24 protein-coding genes and 1 pseudogene are annotated in these 26,090 nt (G+C 33.8%); 6 read left to right on the top strand and 19 right to left on the bottom strand.

Translation table 11 applies throughout. From position 1 onward, the window contains the following. The first annotated feature begins 73 nt into the window (after positions 1–73). Positions 74–352, top strand: a complete 279-nt coding sequence (locus tag FD33_RS12955; protein WP_227005221.1) for a hypothetical protein — start codon at positions 74–76, stop codon at positions 350–352. 15 nt (positions 353–367) lie between these two features. After that, positions 368–646 (top strand): annotated as a pseudogene (locus FD33_RS12950) (TetR/AcrR family transcriptional regulator C-terminal domain-containing protein); the annotation flags it as partial. Positions 647–694: 48 nt separating this feature from the next. Here the strand turns inward: FD33_RS12950 and FD33_RS09295 are convergent. The 7 genes from FD33_RS09295 to FD33_RS09265 form a co-directional block, all read right to left on the bottom strand. After that, entirely contained in the window at positions 695–1,225 is a 531-nt protein-coding gene (locus tag FD33_RS09295; RefSeq protein ID WP_025086134.1) for a PadR family transcriptional regulator, read from the bottom strand. 71 nt (positions 1,226–1,296) lie between these two features. After that, positions 1,297–3,024 (bottom strand): MFS transporter, encoded by a 1,728-nt coding sequence (locus FD33_RS09290; RefSeq protein WP_025086135.1) that lies wholly within the window; start codon positions 3,022–3,024, stop codon positions 1,297–1,299. A gap of 152 nt (positions 3,025–3,176) precedes the next feature. Further along, the gene (locus FD33_RS09285; RefSeq protein WP_025086136.1) at positions 3,177–4,178 is read right to left on the bottom strand and encodes a LacI family DNA-binding transcriptional regulator; all 1,002 of its coding nucleotides are present in this window, start codon (positions 4,176–4,178) and stop codon (positions 3,177–3,179) included. Positions 4,179–4,251: 73 nt separating this feature from the next. Next, positions 4,252–5,628, bottom strand: a complete 1,377-nt coding sequence (locus FD33_RS09280; RefSeq protein WP_025086137.1) for an SLC45 family MFS transporter — start codon at positions 5,626–5,628, stop codon at positions 4,252–4,254. A gap of 20 nt (positions 5,629–5,648) precedes the next feature. After that, positions 5,649–7,325: an alpha,alpha-phosphotrehalase gene (locus tag FD33_RS09275; RefSeq protein ID WP_152319260.1), complete on the bottom strand. Its 1,677-nt coding sequence runs from the start codon at positions 7,323–7,325 to the stop codon at positions 5,649–5,651. Positions 7,326–7,499: 174 nt separating this feature from the next. Then, positions 7,500–8,504: a DUF6933 domain-containing protein gene (locus tag FD33_RS09270; RefSeq protein WP_025085568.1), complete on the bottom strand. Its 1,005-nt coding sequence runs from the start codon at positions 8,502–8,504 to the stop codon at positions 7,500–7,502. A 52-nt stretch (positions 8,505–8,556) separates the two neighbouring features. Continuing rightward, positions 8,557–8,922, bottom strand: a complete 366-nt coding sequence (locus FD33_RS09265; RefSeq protein ID WP_025085569.1) for a helix-turn-helix domain-containing protein — start codon at positions 8,920–8,922, stop codon at positions 8,557–8,559. A gap of 322 nt (positions 8,923–9,244) precedes the next feature. On the opposite strand from FD33_RS09265, the gene FD33_RS09260 reads away from it, so the two are divergent. From FD33_RS09260 to FD33_RS09250, 3 genes are all read left to right on the top strand, one after another. Next, complete coding sequence (locus tag FD33_RS09260; protein WP_056955932.1) at positions 9,245–10,378, top strand: hypothetical protein; 1,134 nt, start codon at positions 9,245–9,247, stop codon at positions 10,376–10,378. Between the two features lie 229 nt (positions 10,379–10,607). Further along, the gene (locus FD33_RS09255; protein WP_025085571.1) at positions 10,608–11,900 is read left to right on the top strand and encodes an SLAP domain-containing protein; all 1,293 of its coding nucleotides are present in this window, start codon (positions 10,608–10,610) and stop codon (positions 11,898–11,900) included. Between the two features lie 176 nt (positions 11,901–12,076). Continuing rightward, positions 12,077–12,853 carry a Cof-type HAD-IIB family hydrolase gene (locus FD33_RS09250; protein WP_025085572.1) on the top strand — a complete coding sequence of 259 codons (777 nt, stop codon included), beginning with the start codon at positions 12,077–12,079 and terminating at the stop codon, positions 12,851–12,853. Here the strand turns inward: FD33_RS09250 and FD33_RS09245 are convergent. From FD33_RS09245 to FD33_RS09210, 9 genes are all read right to left on the bottom strand, one after another. Continuing rightward, a complete protein-coding gene (locus FD33_RS09245; RefSeq protein WP_025085573.1) occupies positions 12,850–13,428 on the bottom strand; it encodes a helix-turn-helix transcriptional regulator in 579 nt (192 codons plus the stop codon). The two genes, FD33_RS09250 and FD33_RS09245, sit on opposite strands and share 4 nt — an antisense overlap. Before the next feature lie 161 nt (positions 13,429–13,589). After that, a complete protein-coding gene (locus FD33_RS09240) occupies positions 13,590–14,411 on the bottom strand; it encodes a Cof-type HAD-IIB family hydrolase (protein ID WP_056955931.1) in 822 nt (273 codons plus the stop codon). 93 nt (positions 14,412–14,504) lie between these two features. Continuing rightward, complete coding sequence (locus tag FD33_RS09235; RefSeq protein WP_082603714.1) at positions 14,505–16,397, bottom strand: M13 family metallopeptidase; 1,893 nt, start codon at positions 16,395–16,397, stop codon at positions 14,505–14,507. Between the two features lie 345 nt (positions 16,398–16,742). After that, positions 16,743–17,912 (bottom strand): glycosyl hydrolase family 8, encoded by a 1,170-nt coding sequence (locus FD33_RS09230; protein WP_025085574.1) that lies wholly within the window; start codon positions 17,910–17,912, stop codon positions 16,743–16,745. A gap of 15 nt (positions 17,913–17,927) precedes the next feature. Next, positions 17,928–19,226, bottom strand: coding sequence for a glycosyltransferase family 2 protein (locus tag FD33_RS09225; protein ID WP_025085575.1), 1,299 nt, complete (start codon positions 19,224–19,226; stop codon positions 17,928–17,930). Beyond that, the gene (locus FD33_RS12695) at positions 19,216–19,371 is read right to left on the bottom strand and encodes a hypothetical protein (protein ID WP_156407837.1); all 156 of its coding nucleotides are present in this window, start codon (positions 19,369–19,371) and stop codon (positions 19,216–19,218) included. Before FD33_RS12695 ends, FD33_RS09225 begins: the two co-directional genes overlap by 11 nt. 11 nt (positions 19,372–19,382) lie before the next feature. Continuing rightward, the gene (locus FD33_RS09220) at positions 19,383–20,249 is read right to left on the bottom strand and encodes a diguanylate cyclase domain-containing protein (RefSeq protein ID WP_081784526.1); all 867 of its coding nucleotides are present in this window, start codon (positions 20,247–20,249) and stop codon (positions 19,383–19,385) included. A 222-nt stretch (positions 20,250–20,471) separates the two neighbouring features. Then, complete coding sequence (locus tag FD33_RS09215) at positions 20,472–20,807, bottom strand: bacteriocin immunity protein (protein ID WP_025085577.1); 336 nt, start codon at positions 20,805–20,807, stop codon at positions 20,472–20,474. A 147-nt stretch (positions 20,808–20,954) separates the two neighbouring features. After that, a complete protein-coding gene (locus FD33_RS09210; protein WP_025085578.1) occupies positions 20,955–22,658 on the bottom strand; it encodes an MFS transporter in 1,704 nt (567 codons plus the stop codon). Positions 22,659–22,794: 136 nt separating this feature from the next. On the opposite strand from FD33_RS09210, the gene FD33_RS09205 reads away from it, so the two are divergent. Further along, positions 22,795–23,358 (top strand): TetR/AcrR family transcriptional regulator, encoded by a 564-nt coding sequence (locus tag FD33_RS09205; protein WP_025085579.1) that lies wholly within the window; start codon positions 22,795–22,797, stop codon positions 23,356–23,358. Positions 23,359–23,396: 38 nt separating this feature from the next. Here the strand turns inward: FD33_RS09205 and FD33_RS09200 are convergent, their stop codons facing one another. The 3 genes from FD33_RS09200 to FD33_RS09190 all read right to left on the bottom strand — a co-directional run bounded on the left by FD33_RS09200 (position 23,397) and on the right by FD33_RS09190 (position 25,963). Then, positions 23,397–24,119: a substrate-binding domain-containing protein gene (locus FD33_RS09200; protein WP_025085580.1), complete on the bottom strand. Its 723-nt coding sequence runs from the start codon at positions 24,117–24,119 to the stop codon at positions 23,397–23,399. Positions 24,120–24,204: 85 nt separating this feature from the next. Beyond that, positions 24,205–25,026 carry a Cof-type HAD-IIB family hydrolase gene (locus FD33_RS09195; RefSeq protein WP_025085581.1) on the bottom strand — a complete coding sequence of 274 codons (822 nt, stop codon included), beginning with the start codon at positions 25,024–25,026 and terminating at the stop codon, positions 24,205–24,207. Between the two features lie 127 nt (positions 25,027–25,153). Then, positions 25,154–25,963 (bottom strand): aldo/keto reductase, encoded by an 810-nt coding sequence (locus FD33_RS09190; RefSeq protein ID WP_025085582.1) that lies wholly within the window; start codon positions 25,961–25,963, stop codon positions 25,154–25,156. Positions 25,964–26,090 lie beyond the last annotated feature (127 nt).

Raw genomic sequence — 26,090 nt, 5'->3', positions numbered from 1 at the left:
TGGTGTTTTTATTTTGTCATTTTTCTAAAGTGGCTAACTTGATTATAAAATTCGCTTAAATAAAAGGTTAACCATGACACTTAAAAATCAAACTAAATTATTGTTCGCCAAAGAATTAGAAAAGATGTTAAAAATCATCCCTATGGACAAAATTCGAATTGTCGATCTCTGCAAAAGATGCGACACCATTCCTCAAACTTTTTATTATCACTTCCACGATAAATATGAATTAGTAGCTTGGATTTTTCTATATGATTTCTCTTTAATTTATGGAGACAAAGAACCGGAATATTCGATTGCCAGTATTAAAAGAAGCCTAATTCAAATGGAAAAACGAAAGACTTTTTACTAACGAACCTATACAGACCACTCTCAAAATTCAATAAATCAATATATTCAGAGATTCAATATAGCTTCGGCTAAAGCAGCAGTAGAAGATTTTTATCAAACAAAATTAACATCTGAACAAGAATATGCTATTAAGTACCACTCGTACGGCAGTATGGGACTATTCAACGAATGGCTCAATAATTTATCTTCTATTACTATAGAAGAATTAGCCACTTTCCAATATCAACACACGCCTGAATTTTTGAAAGTGGCTTATCAAAATTATTCTTTTAGAAATTCAAGGATCTTCAAATAAAAGAACCCTGCTAAATTAGTTAGCAAGGTTCTTTCTTATTGCCTAATTTTATATTTTAGGATGATTCTCAAGCCATTTCTCGAAAAATTCCACTTGAAATTTATTTGCTTCGACACCATACTCGTAAGCCAATGTCTCCGTATCCGTCATTTTACGGCTTGACTTATTGATGTACTTTTCTAAACGTTCACTAAGCAACTCAGTTTCTTCTTTTTCTTTTCGAACATAATCTTCGATTATCTCTCGTAGCTGATCTGGTTCCATATAGTCACCAAACATCAAACGAGCCAGAAAATCAGACTTTTTTATTTGCCTTTCAACTGGAGAACTTAAATATTCAGTAAACTCTTCTTTTCCCTTTTGAGTAATAGTGTAAAGATTTTTATCTGGTTTTCCATCTTGTGGAACGACCTCTTTAGTAACTTTTCCTTCTTTTTCTAATTTGCGAAGTACTGGATAAACCATTCCCGATGAACTATCGAAAAAGAAGGCAAAACTTGTTTGAAACATTTGAGTTATATCATATCCAGTTTGTGGTGATCTCATTAAAATTCCTAGCACAATTTGTCGACTCTTCACGATGATCTAGCTCCTCTTCATTAATAATTTTAGACTAACACACGGATTAAAATTAATCATTAATATCTCTCTTACTCTTCATTAATATTTTTTTTATATTCATCACGTTTATAAAATAACAAACAGACTGGTATAAACATTATTGTAAATGGTAATGCCATAAAATAGAGGCTCAAAAATGCCTTACTGATTAAATGGTTAGCATTTTTACTGATTTTATTAGCATCTCGATTGATTATTCGATTATCCTTTTTTACCATTTCCTTAATTTCATTAGTAACTTCAGATGTAATCTGTTCTTTAACCTGTTCTCCTTGTTGATCCGACAACTGACTAATTTTAGCCTTTCTTAATGCCTCAGCAACATTGGCTTGAATTAATCGCTGTTCCTTAGTTTCAGATATTCCTTTTTCATCATTTCCATTTGTTTTGGCATCACTAGATTCAAAATGGCTATGAGTTACCTTTAACATGTCTTTTTTAGAAGTTGATGTTAATTCACTTGTACTAATCAGCTTCTGAGCGTCAGTCCAAGCATTTTCCTTAGCTTTGCTGACATTAGTTGTCAACATAGATACAAAAATTGCCACTGCAATTATATTACCAATTTGTCGTAACACTCCCATGACACTTTGAGATGCCGACAATTTTTCTCCTTTGAAATCAGATGCCGCTAAAACCGTTATGGGTCCAATCACGGTCCCGTAACCAAAACCTATTAAGATTAATCCCAAAAGGATTTGCCAATAATATTCAGAATTAACAAATCCTAAAACAGCGTATCCCATTGACATACTTAAGAATCCAATAAAAATTATTAATCTCGGTCCAAATTTTTCTACTATTATTCCTGTTATTGGGGATACTAAGAAAATCATTAGTGATGCTGGTGTTATTAGTAAAGCAGCAATCAATTCAGTCTTTCCTTGTACTTGTGTAAAAAACGTTGGCATAATAACCATTACAGCTACTAATAAAAGCCCTGCTAAAACAACTGTTAATGCCGAGCCAGAAAATTGTCGATTCTTAAACAAATCTAGTCGGATCATAGGATCAGTGACTCTTTTTTCGATAATAATAAATATTATAAAACTGACAATTGTTATTAACGTTAAAGAAATAATTCGATAATTCATCCATCCCCAATCATTTCCTTGTGTTAAACCCAAAGCTAATGAAAACAATGTCACCATCAAAGATATCATGCCACCAACATCAATTTTGACATCAATCTTTTTCTCATGACCCAATGGCAATTGTAAAATAACACCGACAATTGCTAAAACCACTAACGGTAAATTGATGTAGAACACCCAACGCCATCCCATGAATTGGGTAACCACACCACCAATTGTTGGTCCCAAGGTTGCTGCTAATCCTTGTGTCAATCCAATTGTTAAAAGTGCTTTACTACGATGTTTTTGATCAATCGTATCAATGGCAATCGTCATACTAGTTGGAAAAACAATTGCTGCACCAATACTTTGAATACCACGGCCAATGATTAAAACAGTTGGGACGTTTGCCATTCCTGAAACAAAGGACCCACTTGCAAAAATTAATAACCCTACTAAATAAATTTTATTCCGTCCCCAAATATCTGCCAATCTTGATAAAGGAATTGTTAGGGCTGCGAAAGTAATAGTATAAATGTTTAACGCCCAAGATAAGCTTGTCAAAGGAACATTCATACTAGATTGAATTGCCGGTAAAGCAATATTCATAACTGTTGTATCAAGCATACATAGAAAAGTTCCAATACACATTGTTAAAATTAATAATATTTGTTTTATTTTCATCTTTATTCTCTTTTCATATTAACAAGTATAATATCAATTGATGTTCATACTATAATTGTTAATACTATACTTGTCAATATAAATAATTAGTTGCATAAAATATGTGCACAAAAAAGGAGTAGTTATAACCATTTGGGTTACAACTACTCCTTTTAGATACCTTTGATACTTTGTCGTTCTTCTATACGAGTTGGAATCATCTGTTGAAGGTGCGCCAACTTTTTATGTTTCTTTATATCTTCAATTCTTTGTACTCCACTCTTGCCCATTTCAAAGAAATTTTGAGAAACACTTGTCAATTGTGGCTGTACGATTCTACACATTTCTGTACCATCAATACTTACGATAGATAAATCTTCAGGAACATTCAATCCTAAGTTTCTAGCTTTATTCAATAGACCAATTGCTACCATATCACTGACAGCAACAATACCAGTCAAGTCAGTATCTTTTCCATATTGATCCATCGCCTTTTCGCCAGATAGATAACTGTAATCACCAGTCTGTATCCAATCTTCTTTTGAAACAATACCAGCTTCATTTAAAGCTCTCTTATAACCTTTTAATCTTAAACGACCTGTATAGGGATATTTATCAATTCCAGCTAGGCCAATTTTTCGATGACCTTTATCAATCAATAATTTTGTTGCTTTATAACCAACTTCTTCATCATCTGAACTGATGAAAGGCCTTTTATCATCAAAAGCCATTGATAAAAAACAATAAGGAATTTGTGATTCTTTCAATAATTTCAGATTATCTTCTCCAAGCGCTATCGAAAGTAATAATATTCCCATCACGGGTCTTTCAATGACCGTTAATAGAGCTCTTTTTTGTTCATCAGGATCGGCACTTCCGGCATAAACTACTATCAAATCATAACCATGCTTTAGTGCTTCTTCTTGGATTCCATCAATTATTTCTCCAGCAAAATTGGTTTTTACAGAACTAACTACTGCTGCAATTACGTTACTTTCTCTTTTTACCAGCTCAACAGCCGCTTGATTCTTCTTATATCCTAATTCCTCTGCGGCCTTTTTTACCTTCTCAGCCGTCAAAGAATTATAATACTTAGTCTTATTAGACAAAACCCGAGAGACAGTGGACGGTGCTACTCCAACTTTATTTGCAATATCTTTTATTGTAGCTGACATTCATCCACCCTCCTTGTATTTGCTTACAATAATATTTTAATCGTTTATTTTACTTTTGAATAGTGAATTTTTACTATTTACCTTCATGAACAATAGCCACTGAAAAGCCACCAATTACCATAGCTACAAATCCAATAATCATCATCATACTTTGGCTACTACCAACCATTGGAAAGATAATAAAACTTGCTAATGAGCCAATAATTTGTGGTAGACAAACTGCAATATTAAATAGTCCTAAATATGAACCATTATTCTTACCATCTAATGATGTTGTCAACATAGTAAATGGCAGTGTATTAATAGTAAAGTTACCAATTCCATATAATGCAAAGGCAATCAAGGCAATCCATTGACTGTGTGTAGTGGCAACAATGATGATACTAATAGCGTCAGCAAATAGTCCAACTGAATACCATAATTTACGTTGATTAGCCTTTGTTTTGGCATAAAATAATCCCCAGATCAAAGCTGCAACACTATAAAAGGCTGTCATAACACCATACCAATTACCAGCTGCTTGGAATCCGGCAGATGCTGGGTTAGTTGTGTGCCAAATATTATTGGCCATAGCCCCTGTTGCATATGTCCAAGTATACATAATACCAATCCAACTAAATAATTGAACTACTGATAATTCCCAAAATGCTCTTGGAGCCTTCTTCAATAATTTCCATAGGCTGGGTGTAACTTTTTGTGCATCTGATTTAATTTTATGATACTTAGCATATGTTTCAGGATTATATTCCTTAACATTGAGAATTGTTACTACACTAGTAATCAATAACATAGCAGCACCAATCAAATATGCCCAAATAACAGTTAATGGAACTTGTCCCTTGGCAGCTGTATTAGCAATACCCATTTTTGTGAGAATAAATGGCAACAAAGCTGCTAAAATACCACCGGCATAACTAAAAATTTGTTGCCAAGACCAAGCTAGATTCTTCTGATCTTCATTAACCATATCTCCAGCTAACATTTTGTACGGTGCTAAACAAACATTACTGAACAAATCCATTAATGCAATTGCTATGGCTGCATAGACTAAAGCTGTCATGGAACCATAGCCAAATCCAAACGAACCGGTAAATGGTAGTAATACCATAACAATCACCGTTATTGGAGCACCTACGATTAAATAGGGAATTCTTCTACCCCAACGTGTCCAAGTACTATCAGAATATTTACCCAATAATGGTTGAACAAACATCCCTAATAGTGGTGGCAACAAGAAGAACCATCCCAAACTATTAGGATTAACCCCAATTGTTTGAGTAATCCTGCTCATTTGTGAACCTTGCAATGTAAATGCCATATTGACACCAATACAACCGAAAGTCATTGCAAGAATTGTTTTCATTGGTAACTTTGGCAAAGCATTATCAAAGCCCAATGATTTTTCTTTTTTCTTAGCTGAAGTTGCCTCTACTTTTTCCGTTGACTCCATATCTAGTTCCTTCTAACTTATTAAAATTGATAAACTTTTGCTTCATATGGACGTAATATATTACCCTGAGAATCAGCATAATTACTAATCAGAATCTTGGCGTCCTCTGGAACGTCATAATGTCTTTCTAATTTTTTATCCGTATAATTCAGTACTACCAACAATGTCGTGTCATCATCTTTTCTAGTGTAAGCATATACGTCAGGATCATTTTGATTGTCTTTAACCAAAGCATAACTACCATCAACCATGACAGGTAATTCATGGCGTAGCTTAATTATCTTTTGATAATAGTAGAATATTGAATCCGGATCAGCCAAAGCCTTCTTTACATTAATTTCTTTATACTGCTTATTAACGTGTTCCCATGGTGTACCATCTGAAAATCCAGCATTATTGCTGTCATCCCATTGCATTGGAGTTCTAGCATTATCACGACTGTGCATCCCCATATACTTCAACATCGTTTTCCCATCTAGAAGATGTTGTTCATCGACTATTTGGTGATAAGCATTGATACTATCAAGATCCACGTAATCACTTAATTTATCAAAGTAAGCATTTGTCATTCCAATTTCTTCCCCTTCAAATACGAAAGGAGTTCCTTGTTGGAAATGAAGCATTGTTGCTAACATCTTGGCACTTAAAACACGCTTCTCTTCAGTACTATCGTCACCAAAACGTGAAACAACTCTTGGTTGATCGTGATTATTCCAATATAATGAATTCCAAGCTTTACCAGCTAATGCAGTTTGCCATTTCGTCAAATTCTCACGAAGATCAGTAAGTGACGTCTTTTTATCGGACCAACGTCCCAATGCTGGATTTGAATTGCTATCTAAGCCCACATGTTCAAATTGGAAAACCATATCCAATTCTTTGCCATTTAAGTTGGAATATTTTTGGGCCTCATCTGTTGTAACTGCTGGTGCTTCACCAACCGTAACCATCTTATGTTTGCTCATGACATTTTGATTCATTTCTTGTAGAAATTCGTGAATTCGATGTCCGTTGGCAACGACTGGTTCGGGATTTCCATATAATTCATCAGGTGCTTTCTTAACATCAGGTAAACCTTCGGGTTTAGAAATGTAATTGATAACATCCATTCTGAAACCATCTACCCCTTTATCGGCCCACCAATTCATCATGTCATAAACGGAGTGACGAACATTCTTGTTTTCCCAATTCAAATCGGGTTGTTGTGGAGCAAACAAGTGTAGATAATACTGACCTGTTTGTTCATCATATTTCCATGCTGGTCCTGTAAAGAATGAGCCCCAATTATTTGGTGCTTTTCCATCTTTACCATCACGCCAGATATAATAATCGCGATATGGATTATCTTTACCCTTTCGAGATTTCTGGAACCACTTATGTTCATCCGATGTATGATTAACAACTAGATCCATCATAATTTTCAAGCCTAATTTATGAGCTTTGCTGAGTAAATTATCAAAGTCTTCCATGTTACCAAAATCAGGATTAATTGCTTTATAATCTGAAATATCATAACCATTGTCGACTTGAGGTGATTTATAAATGGGACTCAACCACACAATGTCGACACCTAGTTTTTTAATATAATCTAATCGTTTGGTAATACCTGGTAAATCTCCAATTCCATCGCCGTTACTATCTTGATAACTAGCCGGGTATACTTGATATACAACTGCATTTTGCCACCATTTATTCAAAATCAATCATCCTCGCTTTAATTATTTTAACAAAGCAAACGTTTGCGTAATTTAATGTAAGCCCTTGCAGATATTTTGTCAAGCAAACGTTTGCGTAAAAAGACAATTTTAAAACTAAAATAGCCCACGGTGCTTAGCCGCGAGCTATTATTTATTTTATAAAAATAATTTTATCTAGTAATCTAAATAATCCAAAGATTCAATAGAATTTCTCATATCACGCTTCATAGATTTTGCAAACTCCACATTCATAACTCCATTGCCTGATAAGAATGAATATAATTTACTCATGCTTCTCTGAACTTGTTTAGTTTGAGTCATACTACTACCATGTATATACATTTGATCGACCGACGAGGCTCCATAATTAAAAACCGATATTAGACGGAAAGCTAAGAATTGATTTAAATAAATTAATAGAGCATTTTTATATGATTTTATAGTTTTTTCGGAATATTCATCTTTTATCCCCTCAATAAAGATATCAAGTAGTTCATCATTCAGCTTAACCATTTGTTGTACTACTTCATCAGTTCTATCGAGATCTTCAAAGAAAAAGTCTTCCTTACGAAATCTTTCCTGTTGTTTCAAATCATTACAAATTCTCTTCAACTTTTCAATATCAACTGAATTTTCTTCTAACTTAATTTCATTCCATTTAAAATTATTAGGTCGCATAATGCTAGGAATATCACCAGCAAAACTAGCTTTTTTACTACTACCGGAATCACGCAATGTCCTTGTCATCTTTGACGACAAAAACAACTCATCCTCAACACCGTCTGATAAATACATTTCAGTAAAATAACTAACTTCATTCAGACGTCCCAATTGATTTCTATTAACAGTTGGCCCTATCTGCCAAGGACCTGCCACTTTAAGATATTGGTTCAAATCTTCTTCAGGTATATTCAAACTTGACCATAGTTCAGCCAAACGTTCCTGAAATCTTTGCTCTAATAGTGCACGATTCTTGGCATTTATATCATAAAGTACAACTGTCAAAGTACTAGCATCGTTAGTAAAAATAACAATTTTTTTACGTCTATAAGCAATATGTTTCACGTGCCATGAAAAAATGGGATTGGCCGCAGCCTGTTTTTTAGAATCCATTGTTGAATCTACTACTGAAAAATCTTTAAAAAGTGATTTTGATTTTTCAACAACATTAATGAACATCAAGTGGTTCCCTTCTGGTGATAATAATTTGTTAGGCTTATTTTAACATGAATCAGTGTATAAACATTACTCCCCAGAATAGAACAACGGCTAATAAAACAATCACCCAAGGATTCTTCGATAAAAAATCCCAAAAATTCATTTTGCCATATTTTCTGACATACTTATTATGAATCGGATCAAACGTGAATTCATTTGGATCAATCTTTGAATTCTCCTGCTTTCCTAAAACCAAAGCATCTAAGCTAACATTAAATATATCGGATAACTTAACTAAATTATTCATATCAGGTGTCGACTCACCTGACTCCCATTTTGAAATGGCTTGTCTAGTCACATACAATTTGCTTGCCAACTCATCTTGGGTAATTCCTCGGTCAGTTCTATATTTCTTTAATTGACTTGAAAATTCAATCATTTTCAATCCCGCCCTCTACACAAATTTCATCCTTATAATTATATTTTCGTATAGCAATTAACTATAAACAAGCAATAAATTAGTTATATTTGCGTTTAAAAGTCATTAACTAGCGCAACTTTAGTTTGCGGAACTAATTATTAAAACCGATAAATCAAATTTTAATGGCTTGCTTTCTAAGTTGCACCATGCATAACGTCGTTACAATATCATTTATTTAATTTTGCAGAAAAATATATCCATATTAGTTTATATTAAATTAACCCTGTCATCACCTTTATAATAAAGCGATAATAATTATAATAAATTGACAGGAGTCCCCATGCGTAAATTAAGTCTATTCATTTTAACCTTTATCTTACTTTTTATTTCTGGATGTAGCACTAAACATAAAACCGCATCCTATGATATTAAAGCAAATACTCAAAAAGTCATTAATTCCAATTCCAAAACCTGGATTTTCAATGAGGCTATTAATTCTAAGCAAACCAAAATTGGCGTTTCCAACAAAATAAATACCTCCGTTGTATCCAAAGCTAATGATCTGGATATGTGGACTACTTCAAAAGGTTCATTTAAATCCATTGCTGTAGGATATAAACAAACATCCTTCCTAGAATGGAAGAAGCTGACACGTAAGCACTACATGAAATCATATCAGAAAAAGATTCATTATATGTCGGTTAATCAAGTTAACGAAGCTTTGAAAGCTCTAGGCGCTAAATTCGAAATTAACAAACTGACTGACTTAGTCTTCCTAAAACCGGAACTTGGTGATTTATCGTTGAATCAAGCATTTGTCGCCAAAGGTCATAAATTATACGCTATTGATATTCAATACATGGATGTTGATCAAACTACAACTATTGAACGTGGTAAATCTTTCGTCGACACTCAAAATAAAAAATCGGTCAAACATTTAAACTTAAACAATCTTAACGGAACTTGGGTTGCTCCTGAAACGACAACTAGTGCTAATGATTCTGGAAAACTTTTAGTAAAAGATGGTTATCTTTATCAACGTCGCTATGATAGTTTTGAACGTTCAGCTATTCAAGATTTAAGTAAATACTCACTAATCTCTTTAAATCAAAATTCAACTTATGCTCTACAAAAAAGAGAAGCCGCCCAAGCTGGTTACCAATTGTCACGTGACACAATTGCGAGTGGTGATAGTCTCGGCTACTTATATCTCTTTACTAATAAGAAGGAATTAATTCGAATTGGTGCCGGTCAAGTAACCAAATATCAAAAAACAAATGACACTATTTCTTCAACTGATTTGCCACAAGGTCAGGTTGATATTTTCACCAGAGTTGATACTGCTAATCCTAGGAATGCTGCCTCAACTATAACTACTAAAGCGGGTCCTTCTGTCGTCGGAATTAGTTCCAGTATTAACTATTTGACTGACTCTGAAGCTGGTCGAATTATCAAGGAACAAGTGGCCCAATAAAATATTGAAACGAGGATATGTAATCTTATGTAAAAGATTATGTATCCTCTTTGTCTTACAGCTTTTTATGATATGAAATAGATTGTTTACGACAAATGCAGTCAATTGGCTACATATTGCATAAAATATAGTTAGAAAGGGTGATCAACAGGACTAGATTCAATTGAACTATAAGAAATTACCTACCTGCTTTAATAATTTATATTTTCATAATTAAGGGGATACAAAAATGAACAAGAAAAGAATCATCTTAGCTTCAACACTAGCTGTTTTAGTAGCACCAACCGTTTTAGGAAATATTTCTAATGATATGACAACTCCAGTTCAAGCTGCCACCACTACTACAGACAATACGATTAAAAATCCAATCGGTACTGTTGATTATGGTGGTGCCTACACCGTTGACGCCAACGGTAAGCAAACAAGTCTCTTTCTTTCCGGTAAATCATCTTGGAAACTAGGTAAATCCGTTCTTATCAATGGACAAAGATACTATGAAGTCGCTACTAACAATTACATTAGTTCTGAACATATTACTCTTACTGATGGTATGCCTGTCGTAAATCCAACTATGGTTAAGCCTGCTGTCGATAATCAAATCGGTACTTTGAGCTATGCCGTTAAATTGGTTGATGCTCAAGGAAACCCAACTGGCAGAACTTTACCTGCTGGTTCTTCTTGGAAACTAGGTGGCATGTATAATATTGGCATGAATACTTACTACCAAGTTGGAAATAATGAATATGCACTTGAAAGTGGTATTAAAACAAGCATCCCTGCAACATCAAATAATCAAAGCAATACTAACACAAGTACTAATACTAACGCATCAGGGCAAATTGGTACGGTAACTTACCCTGCACAAGTTGTAGACGAAACTGGTCATTTATCCGGAGTAACTCTACCTGTTGGTTCTTCTTGGAAGTTAGGCAAAGTTATCGGCATTGGTATGAATAACTATTATCAAGTTGCTACTAATGAATACGTACCTGTTAAAAATATCCAGGTCAAAGGTACTTCAAATACAGTTGGACAAAGTACCCCTGTAAATACAACTATCAATTTGTACAGTGCTTCATACATTCTTGATGATAATGGTAATAATACTGGTAAAACTCTACCAGCTGGTTCTTCATGGCATGCTGATCAGAAGAAGACAATGAATCATTATATTTATTATCGTGTCGCAACTAATCAATGGGTAACTAACGGTGGTTACGAGGGCAGTTCCAATAGTATCTTCTCCAACGGTTCTATTGCCATTACTCTCAATAAAGATATTACACTGTATGACACTTCAACTAATTCATTAACTAGAACACTTCCAAAGGGTAGTTCTTGGAGAGTTAACCGCTCCGTTCAAAATAGTAAGGGTCAATACTTCGTTCAAGTTTCAACTAACGAATGGCTCCCCTTCAATGACGGATCAATCCAAGATTATGCTGGTGGTAATACAATTGTAAGTGGTTTGAAATATGCTGCTGCGATTGAACCAACTTTTGCTACTGACGTAATTAAATAGTTTTTAACGCACTAAAAAAACAACATCTTTTTAGAAAGCTCAATACACTTTGCATGTATTAAGTAATCTAATAGATGTTGTTTTTTATTTTGAACTGAAATAAATGTCCACGGTATCATTTTTTCCATATGTTAAGATATTACGAGTACACAAATAAAAATTAAGTTGGTGATCTTTTGCAAACAAATTATAAAGGAACCGTATTTTTTGATCTAGACGGAACCCTACTAAATAACCAATCTCAAGTCGAAGACTCAGTTGCCTCTGCTGTTCGTCAGTTAAAGAAAAATGATTATTTACCTGTTATCTGTACTGGGCGTGCGCCTATTGAAATTGAAGCAGCCACAAGTGTTACTGGTATTGATACTTATGTTACCTTAAACGGTGCCTTGATCGAATCTCAAGGTAAAACCGTTTATAGCAATGATATTAAACCAGATGTGATCAAAAATATAATGGATATGGCTCATAGAAATGGCGATTCTCTCTTTATGCATGCACACACCAGAAACTCTTTGAGTGCTCAAACACCTTTTATTAAAGAGTTCTTTCATGCACTAAAACTAGAAATCCCTGAAATTGATCCTAATTTCTACAAGAAAGACGCTATCCCAATGTTCGTTGTCATTACTGACGATGACGGTAAAAAATATCAAAAAGAATTTCCAGAACTTCAAATCTATAATACTGGCTACCATTCACTCGATACAGTTGCTAAAGGTGTCTCTAAAATGAGCGGTATCAAACACTTACTTGAAGAATTAAATATGAAAGATAAACCAGTCTATGCTTTTGGTGATGGTGCTAATGATATTCCAATGATTGAATTTGCTGACTATGGCATTGCAATGGCAAATGGTATTGATGAAGTTAAAGACATTGCGACTTATATCACTACTGAAAACGTTAATGGCGGTATCGTAAACGGTTTAAAACACTTCAATCTGATCTAATTCATAATCAATTTTGTAATAATTAGAGCGACTAATGCCAATATCAAGGTAATAATTGTTGATCCAACTATCATTAAGAGTTGCTCTTTCCAATAACCTTTTTGACTTTTTAATCTGTCTTCCAAATTAAGATTCTTGTTCTCTGTGAAGGCCATAATTTCTTTAAAAGTCTTAGTATTGTGCCTTTTCTTGATTAACTCCACTTTAATAGAAGCTCCCATACCGATTGCCAATAAAACAATCGTTATACCAAAGCCCCACCATGACAAAGCATAGGTCAATGGTATTCCAGCCACTACTCCTAAAACTAAAAAGATTAACATGACACCTGTCCAAACATCCATAACATGATTATCTAGTTCTTTTCGCATAACTTCGATATCTCCTTTTATCAGCTCATCTAAGGTGATATGGAACAATGTACTCAAAATGAGTAAATTCTCAATATCAGGATAGCTCTTTCCATTCTCCCAATTAGAAATTGTTTGCCGAGAGACATAAATTTTGTCAGCTAATTCTTCTTGAGAAAAATTATATTGTTTTCGATATTTTCTAATTTGCTCATGTACTTTCATTATCCCTACCTCCTCAGTTATTAGATTAACTTGTCGAGATTTATACCACCATCAAAGTTATTTGACATCAGCTATTTTATGGACATAACGGCGTTATATTATTTTAACTGAAATAAAAAAATAGAGCTAGAAATTTTTCAATTTCTAGCTCTATTTTTCGATTACAAAACAAACTTATTAATAACTTCAGCCAAAGCATCATGATTATTGTCGGCTTCTGTTATATACTTAGCAGCTTTTTTAACACTATCAATTCCATTAGCAACACTAACCGGCAAACCAACGACTTTAAGCATTGGTAAATCGTTACTGTTATCACCAGCAGCAATGATTTCTTCTGGTTTGATTCCTAATAATTCACCTAATTGAACTGAAGCACTCCCCTTATCGATTCCAGCTGGATTAAATTCAACATAACGATCAGATGAATAAGTTACGGCTAAATTCTTAGGATCAACTTTTGTCTCAACATCAGCACGCATTTGTTTACGTTCCGGCATTGTTGGTAAAGCCATGATGACTTTCATAATATTTTCATTTTTGAATTGATCAAAATTAGCATCCTTCATCTCCTGAAAACTAACACCACGGTTCTTCAAATAGGCTGAATCCTCGGGAACTGGATTATAAATATAAAGTGTATCTTGCGTATATACGTGTGTAGCAGCTTTTTTATTGGCTGCTCCCGCTTCAAAAACAGCCTTAGCAATTTCAAATGGCATCGCATTGACAGCGATGGGACGATTATCCTTATTTTCCAAAATCAATCCACCATTATAGGAAATTGAATATTGATTAGGCTGATTTCTTAAGTGCATTGTCTCCAAATCATTTTGGAAAGAAGTATAGCTTCGACCTGAATTAGGTACAAAGTAAACTCCTTTAGTTGCAGCGGCTTGAATGGCTTCTGCATTCTTAGCAGACAAACTACCGTCATCATTCATTAAAGTTTCGTCTAAATCACAAACAATCATTTTATACATATTTTTAAATCCCTCTCAATTATAAGCTTACCTATTCACTCTATCGAAGTAAACTAGTAAAAGCAAACGCTTTCCTAAAAAAAGAGACTCAACTTACCAAATATTCAGACGTTGTGTTTTATCCAACCACATACCGTCTGTTTTTTTTATATCAAAGGCTTTATATAAATCATCCATGTCTTGCGCAATAATATTGCAACGCAAAGGGGCCGGTGAATGTACATCTACCGACAAGAGCATCTCATTAATTTGTTTGGTCGACTTGATTCTCCAATTAAGTGCCCAGTTAACGAAAAATACTTTACAATTAAAATTAGGCTCCGACTTGGCTACTTCTAAAGCACAAGCTAATCCTCCAACATCAGCAATATTTTCATTTACTACTAAGGCTCCATTGACTTTTCTGCCCATGTACGAAATACCGTCAAATTGATCAATCATTTTCTGAGTCAAACTTTGAAACCTCTTATAATCTCTTTGGGTCCACCAGTTCTTCATATTTCCCAATTCATCAAAATTTGCACCATTGTTATCAAAAGCATGTGAAATTTCATGTGCTATCACTGAACCAATTCCACCATAATTCTGACTAACGGTTTGTTTCAAATCGTAAAATGGTCGCTGAAGTATAGCCGCTGGAAATGTTATATCATTAGTTGAAGGGTTATAACTAGCATTAACTTCATAACCGGACATATTCCATTTTGATCTGTCAAAAGGCCTATGATATTGTTCAAACATATTTTGAACCTCTATTCCCCTTAAGCGACGAACATTCTCATATAACGTTTCCTCGTTATTAATGATAAATCTATCATAAAGTGGATCAATTTTTTCTGGATAACCGACTTTAACGACCATTTTATCTAATTTCAAAATGGCATTTTTTCTGGTATCCTCACTGAGCCATTCATTTTTCATTAACCTTTTCTTATATGTATTAATTATTTTCTTAACCATGCCATGAACATTTTTCTTAGCATCCTCACCAAAATATTTTTTTCCATAATAAATACCAATTGGTTCACTGAAAAGACTAGTAGTTAGGCGGCAAGCATACTTCTCACGTTTCTCTACACCGTTAATTCCCAACAATTCATTTCTATATTGACTAATAATTTGACGACTAGGTTCATCAATTAAATCAGCATTTTTCATTAGAAAACTAACTAGCATCCATGCCTTAACTTCGTCAAACGTATCATCATTAATTAATTCGTTCAAATGATTAAAATATCGTGGTTCACCAATAATTATTTGTTTTGGTTCATCATCAATTAAGCTTCTAGTCATCGATTGCAAATCTATGTAATTTGATTTCTTTCCAAAATCTACAAAAGAAATCGGATTATAAATTTTAGGATAATCTGCCCATCCCTTCGGACTTTTAACTATTGGCAACAATCTGCGATCGAATCTTAAGGCTAACTCAACTGTTTGAGAAGTAAAAGTAGTATTGTAGCCTAACTTAATTAGTAAATCTTTAGCCGCCTGAGAATAGCGACTCAACAATTGTTTACCAGTTGAATTATCGGCATCATAATAAGATTTATCTGGCAAAATCAACTTAGCTCCTGCAACGTAAAATGCCTTCTGAGAGTTGTCCTTCATATTGCCATGAACCTCTGCAATCAAAGGTAGAGGAAAATCATTTTTAAAATAAAATTTTAATTTATTATTCAGATCCTTCAAATTATGCATATTGTTTATTTTTTCTAAATCATTTTTAATGACAGTAGAACCCCTTAATCCTAGTGCCATATCGTATAATTTAACTGCTTGAAGTATAACTTTATTTTGAATAGTTTCATTTCCTGACATGAAATCATTAAGATCATTTCTTAAATTTTTTTCAACGTCAAAAAATAAATTAGGAAAAGTTCCTACGCGTGGATAATCTCCAGGTATAACTGCCGTTCTTAACCAACGACCATTGACTGCTAAATACAAATCATCTTTTAAACTAGTTGATTCGGTACTAATCATGCTACCGGCTCCTCCAATTATATTACTGCTTAACACTTGATTCACCTTCACTTAAACTAATTTTGTTATATTATATCATCAATTTAGGAATAAAATAGTACAATATTAGGAATAATCAAATTCAGTTAATTTTTTTCTAATAATAATTATTAGTCAAAGTAAAAAAATAAAGCATAATTGGTATACCTAAAAAAAGTTCAAAAAAGTATGAAGTAAAATATAATATTTTTCAGTCAAAAGAAGCCTACTGTAGCAACCGTCTTCGGTGATCACTACAATAGGCTTCTTCAATTCGCTTAAATTGGTCTAGTTCTTTTGTTTTTTACTAAAATTTATTTAGAATATTTATTTATTTTGTCCAATAGTACCACTAGTCAATAACATCATCATCTGAATAGTAGCAGGATAATAATTATTTGTCGGTATTTCAGCTGTCAAATCTTTTGTATAATTATGTTTCAATTTCTGATCAGAGAGTACTTGGGCCGCATAAGCCACTGGAGCTGTAAAAGCAATATTAGTGTAATTCTCAACTGCCTTACCATTTAAGGTATAAACGGCTGTAATTTTCTTCTTTGACGCAAAGAAATCACACATTTTTTGAGCAATGCCTTTACTTGTCTGGCTATGATTCAATTGATAGTCGTACGCCACTCGCCAAGGTATTCGACAAGCATTAAATCCATATTGGGCATCATATTGAGATGCCACCTGATTAGCTTTAACACTGCCCAGTTTTAATTGCTTACCTTTAATGGTGACAAAATCAGCCATTAACCCAGTCTTATATTGATCACTTAATTCCTTCAAAGCTTTCTGGCTGTTTTGAGCTGCCTTTGTCCAACTACCATCTTTGGTGTAGCTAGCAAATTTGCGAAAATAGGCCGTCATCAAATCGGATGTTCGAACTAAATTTTCCGATTTACTGGCAGTTGCCCAATTACCAACTCGTGGCAAGTTAGTCGTAGGATTAATTTCATACTCCTTAATAGCGCTTAATAATTGGTCAGCTAACTGATTATACTTCAAATTACCTTTACTACCCCACATCTCATCTGCCAAAATCAGCGCATAGGCAATATCCAAATCACCATCAGTTGCACTAGTCTGTTCGGCCTTCGTACTAATCATTCTACTGTTCTTTTGATTCTGACGCCACGACATCAAAGGATTATTTGTACTGATTCGATGTGACAGATAGTAACGAGTTAACTGGTCAAATGATTTTTGATTGCCAAAACCTTGCTTAGCCGCCATAACAGTTATTAACATTCCATAGCCTTGAGCCTCAGAAAGAGTTTGTGCCCTGCTACCAGTATTAGTCTTAACATACCTTTGTTGACCAGAGCCTTTTAAGTAGGCCTTCTTCCAAGTTAGATAACGAGATTTAATAGTCGTTGTGCTGACATTTGAAGTACTCTGTGGTGACTGCGTATTATAAATTGCTGTTCCAATTGCAAAAGCAACTAAAATAATTAGTCCGCTAAGTAGCCATTGATACTTATGTTTCTTCAAATTACTCTTCCCCCATTAAAATCTTTGTGTCTTGTACCACTGAGTATGACGTTTACCAGTAATCTTGTCCCGCAAAATAGCCCAGAAAGCCGCGATTGAGACAATAATGAATAACTGTGCATAAGTAAAGTACGAAACTAATGTATAAAAGAAATTCTTCACCGTCTCTTGTCCATAGTCACTTGCTAAAGCAATATTCATCTGTAATAAGTATAGAAAGAACATCATCAGCCAATTAACCATAAACAATACCGACAAGGGTGTTCCTAGCGATACCAGTTGATGAACCTGCGGAAAAAAATACTGTACTCCTGCCAATGCCATATTCAAGATGAAAATAGTATTTGAAATAATGATTGCAGCATTAAACCAGAAAAAAGTACAAACATAATAGAAAACTTCCAGCTTAATTCGCCAAGAGGTACGATCAAACAGATGTTTCAAATTATCTAGAATAACCTCATAATTACCACGTGCCCAACGTTTGCGCTGATTATAATACGCAAATAATGTTTCAGGTTCTTGTTGAAATGCCTCAGCTCGATGTGCCAAAGCAATCAACTTTCCCGAACGCATCAAACTGAATGAAATAGCAGTATCTTCAGTTAAAGCACCGTTATTCCAACCACCAATCGATTGAACAATTTTTTTATTAATGATGAAATTAGTTCCTGGTATTCGGCCAATCTTAAAGAGTTGCCAAAGACCGGTATGCTGGATTCGTTGCGTATTAACAATTTCCAGATTAATACAACGAGTCAAAAAATTCTGTTGATAGTTACGCGTTTTATTACGACCAAATGCTGCTGCATAACGTTCAGGATTTTCTAAAATTTTTTGTACTAGAAAATAAAGAGCATTCTTCTCTGGTGCCGCATCAGCATCATAAACTCCTAAATACTCGCCTGTCGAGACTTTTAAAGCATCATTCAAGACACCAGCTTTTCCACCAGTACCTGTTCTCTCAATGACCCGAAAGTTATGATTCTTAAATTCCTTGATCTGTTTTAATTCACGAACTCTATCAGCCGTGTGATCATTACAATTATCGGCATATACCAGCAGTTCAAATCGATCAAGTGGATAGTTTAAACGCAAAATAGATTGTACTGTATCTTGAATCACCAACTCTTCGTTATGAGCAGGAACAACTAAAGTCACCTTTGGATAACGTTTTAATGGTGGTAAATTATCAATATTAGTATGTTGTAAATGTTTGAAAATAAAAATTACTCCACCACTTAAAGTAACCACGGTCATAAAAATCGACAACCAGATTGTAATTATTGCGATGACATATAAATTATCGATCATGATGTTTGTCCTCCGTATTAAAACGACGGATAGTTAACTTAAAGATTTGCCACCAGCAGATTGACAAGACAACAATAACAATTCCAAAAATAATTGTAACTACTAAACTAAACGAAAAGAGCCAATTTAAGCTTCCTAAGACCATCTAATTCTCCCTCAGAGATATTCTTTAACAATATCCGTTTCTGCACTACGTTCCAGTTGTGTCAACGTATCCTCAACGTTACGATTCTTAACTCTATCTTGACTGGAATAAGTTATTTGTCCCATTCTTAATACCAAAGCGTTTCTAGCTAATCCAAACTCCTCAGCAATATCGTCAATATGACTCTTAATTTTTTTCTTCATAATTGGTGCATTATTAGCACCCAACATTGGTGACAGAATAACAAATCTACCCGCACCAATATAATACAAATGGTCAACCGTGAATAGCATTCCGTTCAAATGTTCGGCCGTTGCTCTTAACAAACTATTAAATTTTTGATTTCCTAAAAAGTTAACAATATTTTCAAGAAAATCAATTTTAACCATTGTGAGTGTGAAACGATAATCATCTTCGTGATAGAAAACAAGTTTTAACTCTCTAGCTACAGCAATATTTAGAGCTCGTTCATTCAAAGCCCCTGTGATTACTTCCAAATCAGGTTTTTCCTGTTGCAATTGAGCCAATTCCGCCGCTAAAGCCTTCCGTTTTAATAATTGATGGTCTAGTAGATACATTAAATAGGTAGTTAATGGTGTGATTGTTAATAAAGCAACTGCTGGCCACAAGTACAATTCTCTAGTATAGGGAATCATCAGCATTAATCCTCCAGCACACATGCTGACAAACGACAGAACACTTCCTAAAATAATGTAAGTTGTTCGGCCTAAAAGTAATCCTAAAATGAATACTAACGACACAATCAGAAAATTCAACCACGATCCATCAATGACACTCAAATACAATAAGGTGTACTGATAAATCAATATCAGGAGCATCCCTACAAAGACCATGTTGTCGACTGATTTAAACTTCATTCCCTCATCCTCATTTATAAAATATTTATCAATTGATTCCAATCAATCTAGTTAACAATAATTCTTAAGCATTGTCAAAATGATTGTTTACTATCTTTGGGAAAGATTGGCCTATTAAAAATATCTCTAATTTTTCATTTTTTGAACCATTCTATTTATTAGAAAATAAAAAACCAGCTACAATGATAGTTTTGTAGTTGGCTTACTAGTTATCTATATTCCCTAAATTTTTTCAAACCATGTCAATCCTGCTTGCGTAGCACTCCATTCAATACCCTCACACTTAGAGTTGATTCTTCTAGCTTCATAGTATAAATCTATCAACGGTTTAGGAAAATTATTATCATCCTCTATATATGCCCTAGCAATATATTTACATAATAGTGAAGATACTTGATCAAGATTCTGTTCATTTTTTAATTCATGAATAAATCGACCAAGTACTTTTTTTAATCTCGTACGATTCTCAACTTCAAGACTATTGTATGCATCTTCTAAACGATCCAAAAGTTTTAAATCTATCTCTTTTAATTCTCGTTGTTTCTCCGTCTTATTCATTCGTATATTTTCCCCATTAGAATATATTTTTCGAACAAAAAGTCTGAATACATTCTAATTATTGTCGCTACTATACATAATGACAATTAATATACTAATTGAACTTTTGATTGCTTTTAAAAATAAAACGATTATTAATTTATTTCATTATTTGTATTGTTTTTCTTTGAAAATGAATACAGCTAAGAATCCAAATACAACGAAAGGCAACTCCCATTTATATAACTTCAAAAAAGCATCCGTTAGTTGATTATGAATATATTGCTTCACATCCTTAAAGATACCCTTCAATTCATGGTTGATAACTTTAACCTTATTCTGTGTGGTTACTAAAACCTTTTGATATAATTGTTGCTTAATTTCCGTTGGCAAAATTATACCGGCATTGGACTTAGTATCAATAATAATCTTTGTTTGAGTTTTTGCCATTTTAATTGTTTGATCGGTACTTATTTGTGGTTGTTTGATACTTTGCGAATTAATTTGACTAGTATTAGCATTTCCTTTTACTTTATTAATCATCTTATTCTGTACTACCTTAGGCAACTTAGAATTCTCTATTCTATCAGTTGCATAAGAATGAACATTTTGTTTAGCTGAATCAATATTGCCATCCAATAATGATAAAAAGAGTGCAATACCAATAATCATACCGATGTTCCTAACAACATTCAACACATTTTGTGCTGCAGTTAATTCTGTTCCTTCCAAACGACCCACTGCAATTGACATAGCAGGTCCAGCTATAGAACCAATTCCCAAGCCCAATAGAATATCAACTAAATAAAGTTGATTATAATTATTCTCTAAATTTAAATGACCCATAAGATATACTGAAATACTTAAAATAATAATACCGAATCCTACTAATATTCTACTGTTAACCTTTCCCACTAACTTAGTTGCAATCGGTGTTGAAAATAATAATGTAATTGACATAGGAGTAATCAATAAAGCAGCGTGAAGTTCTGAAACACCAATTACCTTAGTTAAAAAGGTTGGAATGATACCAATATAGCTTGCTAAAACAATAAAGGTAATCATTATTACTACGTTAGCTCCAACATAATTCCGATTTCTAAATAATTTTAGAGGAATAATTGGATCACTGCTATGTTGTTCATGATAAAGGAAGATCACAAGTAGCAATAATGATGAAACTAAACAACCAATCGTTTTCAAGCTGAGCCAGTTCCAATTTCTACCTTCTACCAATGATAAAGTTAACAAGAACAAAGTTCCGGCAATCAAAACCGTTCCACCAAAATCAATTCTAATTTTCTTAACGACTTCATTCTTCATTGAAAGTAGTAACAAGTTCATTACTAAAACAATTACTACTAGTGGAACATTGATTAAAAAGACCCAATGCCAACCAAAATATTGAGAAATAAAACCACCAATTGTAGGTCCAAGTGCAGCACCCAAAGCCTGTGTTGCAGCAAAGATAGCGATTATTTTATTACGCTTATCCTTCTCAACTTGTCTAAAGCCTAAAATCATTCCTGACGGTAGCATCACTGCCGCACCAATGCTTTGAATTGAACGTCCTATTAATAACACATTCAAAGATGAAGCCAAACCACTGATCGTTGATCCAATAGCAAATACTATTAAAGCTATATTTAACAATTTAACATGTCCAACAATGTCTCCAATTCGACCAAATGGAATCAAAAAAGAAGCAAATAGAATTGTATAAATATTAATGGCCCAAGATAGGTCTGTCAAAGATACGTGCAATCCTGATTGAATTTCCGGAATAGCGATATTCATAATATTTGTATCCAAAATTACTAAGAAACCTATAACCGATAAAGTTAAGATAATCAGTTTCTTTTTCATTGTCATAATATTCACCTTCAAGTCTTTATGCTGTAACTCATGTATTTTTTTGATACACTTGTTTCAACAAGAACATTATTAAACATTTCAGCTTGTAAATATATTTAAATCGCCTGATTTTAATGGATTGGAAGTTAATGTTATGACTAGAGACACAAATGGTAAAAATGTAACACGTATGCAATTACAAACCAGAATCCGGATCAAAGATGCACTCATGCAATTGTTGAAAGAATATTCATTTGGCGACATAACTGTCAAACAGATTGTTTTAACCGCTAAAATATCTCGACCAACCTTTTATCGTAATTATTCATCTAAGAAGGAGGTCCTTGATGACGCGATTACCGATATTATGTTGGACTATAAAGAAAAGTTTAATCAAAAAAATATTACTGATCTGCATGGTTTATTAGTTTATTGTTTTCAATATTTCGGCAACAACCACGACTATATCAGCATTATGGTAGGCGCTCATTTAACTGGTTATCTATCCGATAAACTGACTCGCCAATTTGCCGAAGGAATTCAGGACAATATTCGTACTTGGAGACAATGGCGGACACCACTTCAAAAACAAATTGGTATTCACTTTGCCTTCTATGGATTTCTAAATGTCATTATTTATTGGATTGCTACTGGATGTAAGGAATCACCTGAAGCCATGGCTGAACAAACGATTGAAATTATTAAAAATTTGGTTTAAAAAAGAGTGGCTATATCAGCCACTCTTTTTACTTAATTCTAATTATTATATTTCTGATTCAATTCATCAGTTAAATTCTTAATACTTTTAGCCATTTCGGGATTAACCTTTAATTCCTTGGTAGCTTTCGGATTATTCAAGTGATATTGCTTATCCTTAGAATCCTTGATCCAAAAATTAAATGCTGGCATATCTAAATCATAGGTATTTGTGTTCGCCAAATTGTTCTTCTTGATGGTCTTCATATAAATTGTTGGTTCAGTCTTCTCAATCGTTGTTATTCCACCAATTATTTTAGAGCCAACTTTAGGAAGTGGTGCCTCGTTATATTGAACCAGAATATCATGATTTGTCTCTCGGGTCTGATTCTGATTCTTGTACCAGCTGTTAGTCGTGGTAATTCCTCCATTCATCACTAACACGATTTTTTTACCTTGAAGTGACTTCTTACCACTGATCACTTTATCAACGTAAACCGTTACCTTAGTGTAAGCACCATTGTTGAAGTTATCTATTTTGGACATATCGTAAACTGTTCCTTGAATAACTGACTCATTAACTTTTTTCAGTTCTTTCATTGTTCGTGCAATGTAACCACGGTCATTGCCATATTTATCAGTTTTGACGACTTCCAACCCAGAAATCGTCTTGTGCCATCTACTAGTATTCTCTTTTATAGCAGTATCCTTAGAAGTATTACTACATGCAGCTAAAGGTAAAACAAAAATTAAAGCTATTAAAGCAATCAGTGTCTTTTTCATTTTATCATCCATCCTTGTGCGATATTATCTCATGTTCTACAAGGATAGAGTAGTTCGATTTCTTCATAAAAAAATAACAAAGATATTATATCAATTTACTTAAGATATTCAGGACACCTTCGTCATTATTGGAATCGGTAAAATGAGTAACTTGAGCTTTAACTGAGGCAACAGCATTATCCATCGCGTAACCATAGGGAGTCAATTTCAACATTGCTAAGTCATTCTCATTATCACCAAAAGTCATAATCTCATCGTCGGCAATATTATACTTTTCCTGTAATTCGTGTAAACCAGCTGCCTTATTAACAGTACTCTCACTGATTAGTTCAGTATTATAACCGGAAGTTTGACTCGATAATTCAGCCGGTAAGGATTGACGAAGATTATTCATGGCAACATTAAAATCCACATGTTGATCAAAAGTTATACCGATACTAGTAATTTGATCTTGCAAACGTTGAGGTGTCACTGTTGCCAAATCAGTGACTCGTTTTAAATGATTATAGTAATGATACGTTAAATCATAAATTGGTTGAGAAATTGACTGGTCTACATAGGCTGATTTCACACCAACTACTAGGTGTTCAACGATATCTTTTTTATCGAATTGCTGGTTGATAACATTCAAAGTAGCCGTTACTGCCTCTTCTGGCATAGCACGAATCAAAAGTGGTTGGTTGTTACTATAAACGGCTGCCCCATTTTGAGAAACAAAATCCATTTCATCTTTAAACTCTGTAAATTGATCCTGCAGACGTTGATATTGTGAACCACTGGCGGCTACTACTCGAATATTCTTAGCACGCAACTGCTCCAATATTTTACTGAAACGTTGATGGTTATATGTATTTTTATCATTTAAAAAAGTTCCGTCCATATCGAATGCTACTAGTTTAATTGCCATAATTTCCCTACCTCACTGTAAAATCATCTTTCCATAATATCACAAAACAAATAACCCTCAAACGATTTACAAATTTTTCAATTCGTATAACGTTTGAGGGCTATATTAATTTAAATGTTTTTTTATTCTAATTATCGTAGTTAAGATGTTCGTCTTTGTCCAAACCGTTAATAGCTTCAATTTCATCGGCTGTAAGCTCAAAATCAAAGATATCGAAGTTTTCCTTTACACGACTAACCTTTGATGACTTAGGGAAAATAACATATCCAGTATCAATATGCCAACGTAAGACAACTTGTGCAGCTGTCTTATTGTGATCCTTAGCAATCTTGTTGATTGTTGGATCTTCAAGAATAAAGTGACCATGTCCGATTGGTGAATAACCTTCATTAACAATGTCATTATCTTCATCGAATTTACCCAATTCAACTTGTGTCTTGTATGGGTGACGTTCAATTTGGTTAACCATAGGTTTAACTTTTGCCATTGCAAAGACTTCTTTAAGTTGTTTCTCAGAGAAGTTTGATACACCGATAGCTTTAACTTTACCTTGATCATACAGTGTTTCCAAAGCTTTCCAAGTATCCAATGTCAAATTGAAGTCCTCTTCATTTGGCCAGTGAATCAAATAAAGATCTAGATAATCCATTTGTAGATCCTTAAGGGTTTGTTCAAAAGCAGCCAATGTCTTTTCATAACCTTGGTCAGCATTCCAAACCTTTGATGTGATGAAGAGATCCTCTCTCTTAACACCTGCATCCTTAAAGGCCTTACCAATAGCAGCTTCATTGCCGTAAATATGGGCACAATCAAAATGACGGTAACCGGCATCCAAAGCACCTTGGATAGCAGCTGGAATATCAGCATTATCAATACGATAAGTTCCAAATCCTAACATAGGGATAGAAACTCCATTACTTAATGTTTTAAATTGCATATTAAATTCCTCCTACCTTTAATTAAACTACACTTATATACGTCTTTTCAAAGATACCAACTTATTAATTAATATGGTAGATTGCAACAATTAATCGAATTTTTCGGACAAGTCACCAAAGAAGACT

Origin of the sequence: Companilactobacillus paralimentarius DSM 13238 = JCM 10415 (genome assembly GCF_001434985.1) — a bacterium.
In the GTDB taxonomy this organism is placed as follows: Bacteria; Bacillota; Bacilli; order Lactobacillales; family Lactobacillaceae; genus Companilactobacillus; species Companilactobacillus paralimentarius.
Note: the sequence above shows the minus strand (reverse complement) of the source record. Positions and strands in the feature narration are given on the sequence as shown.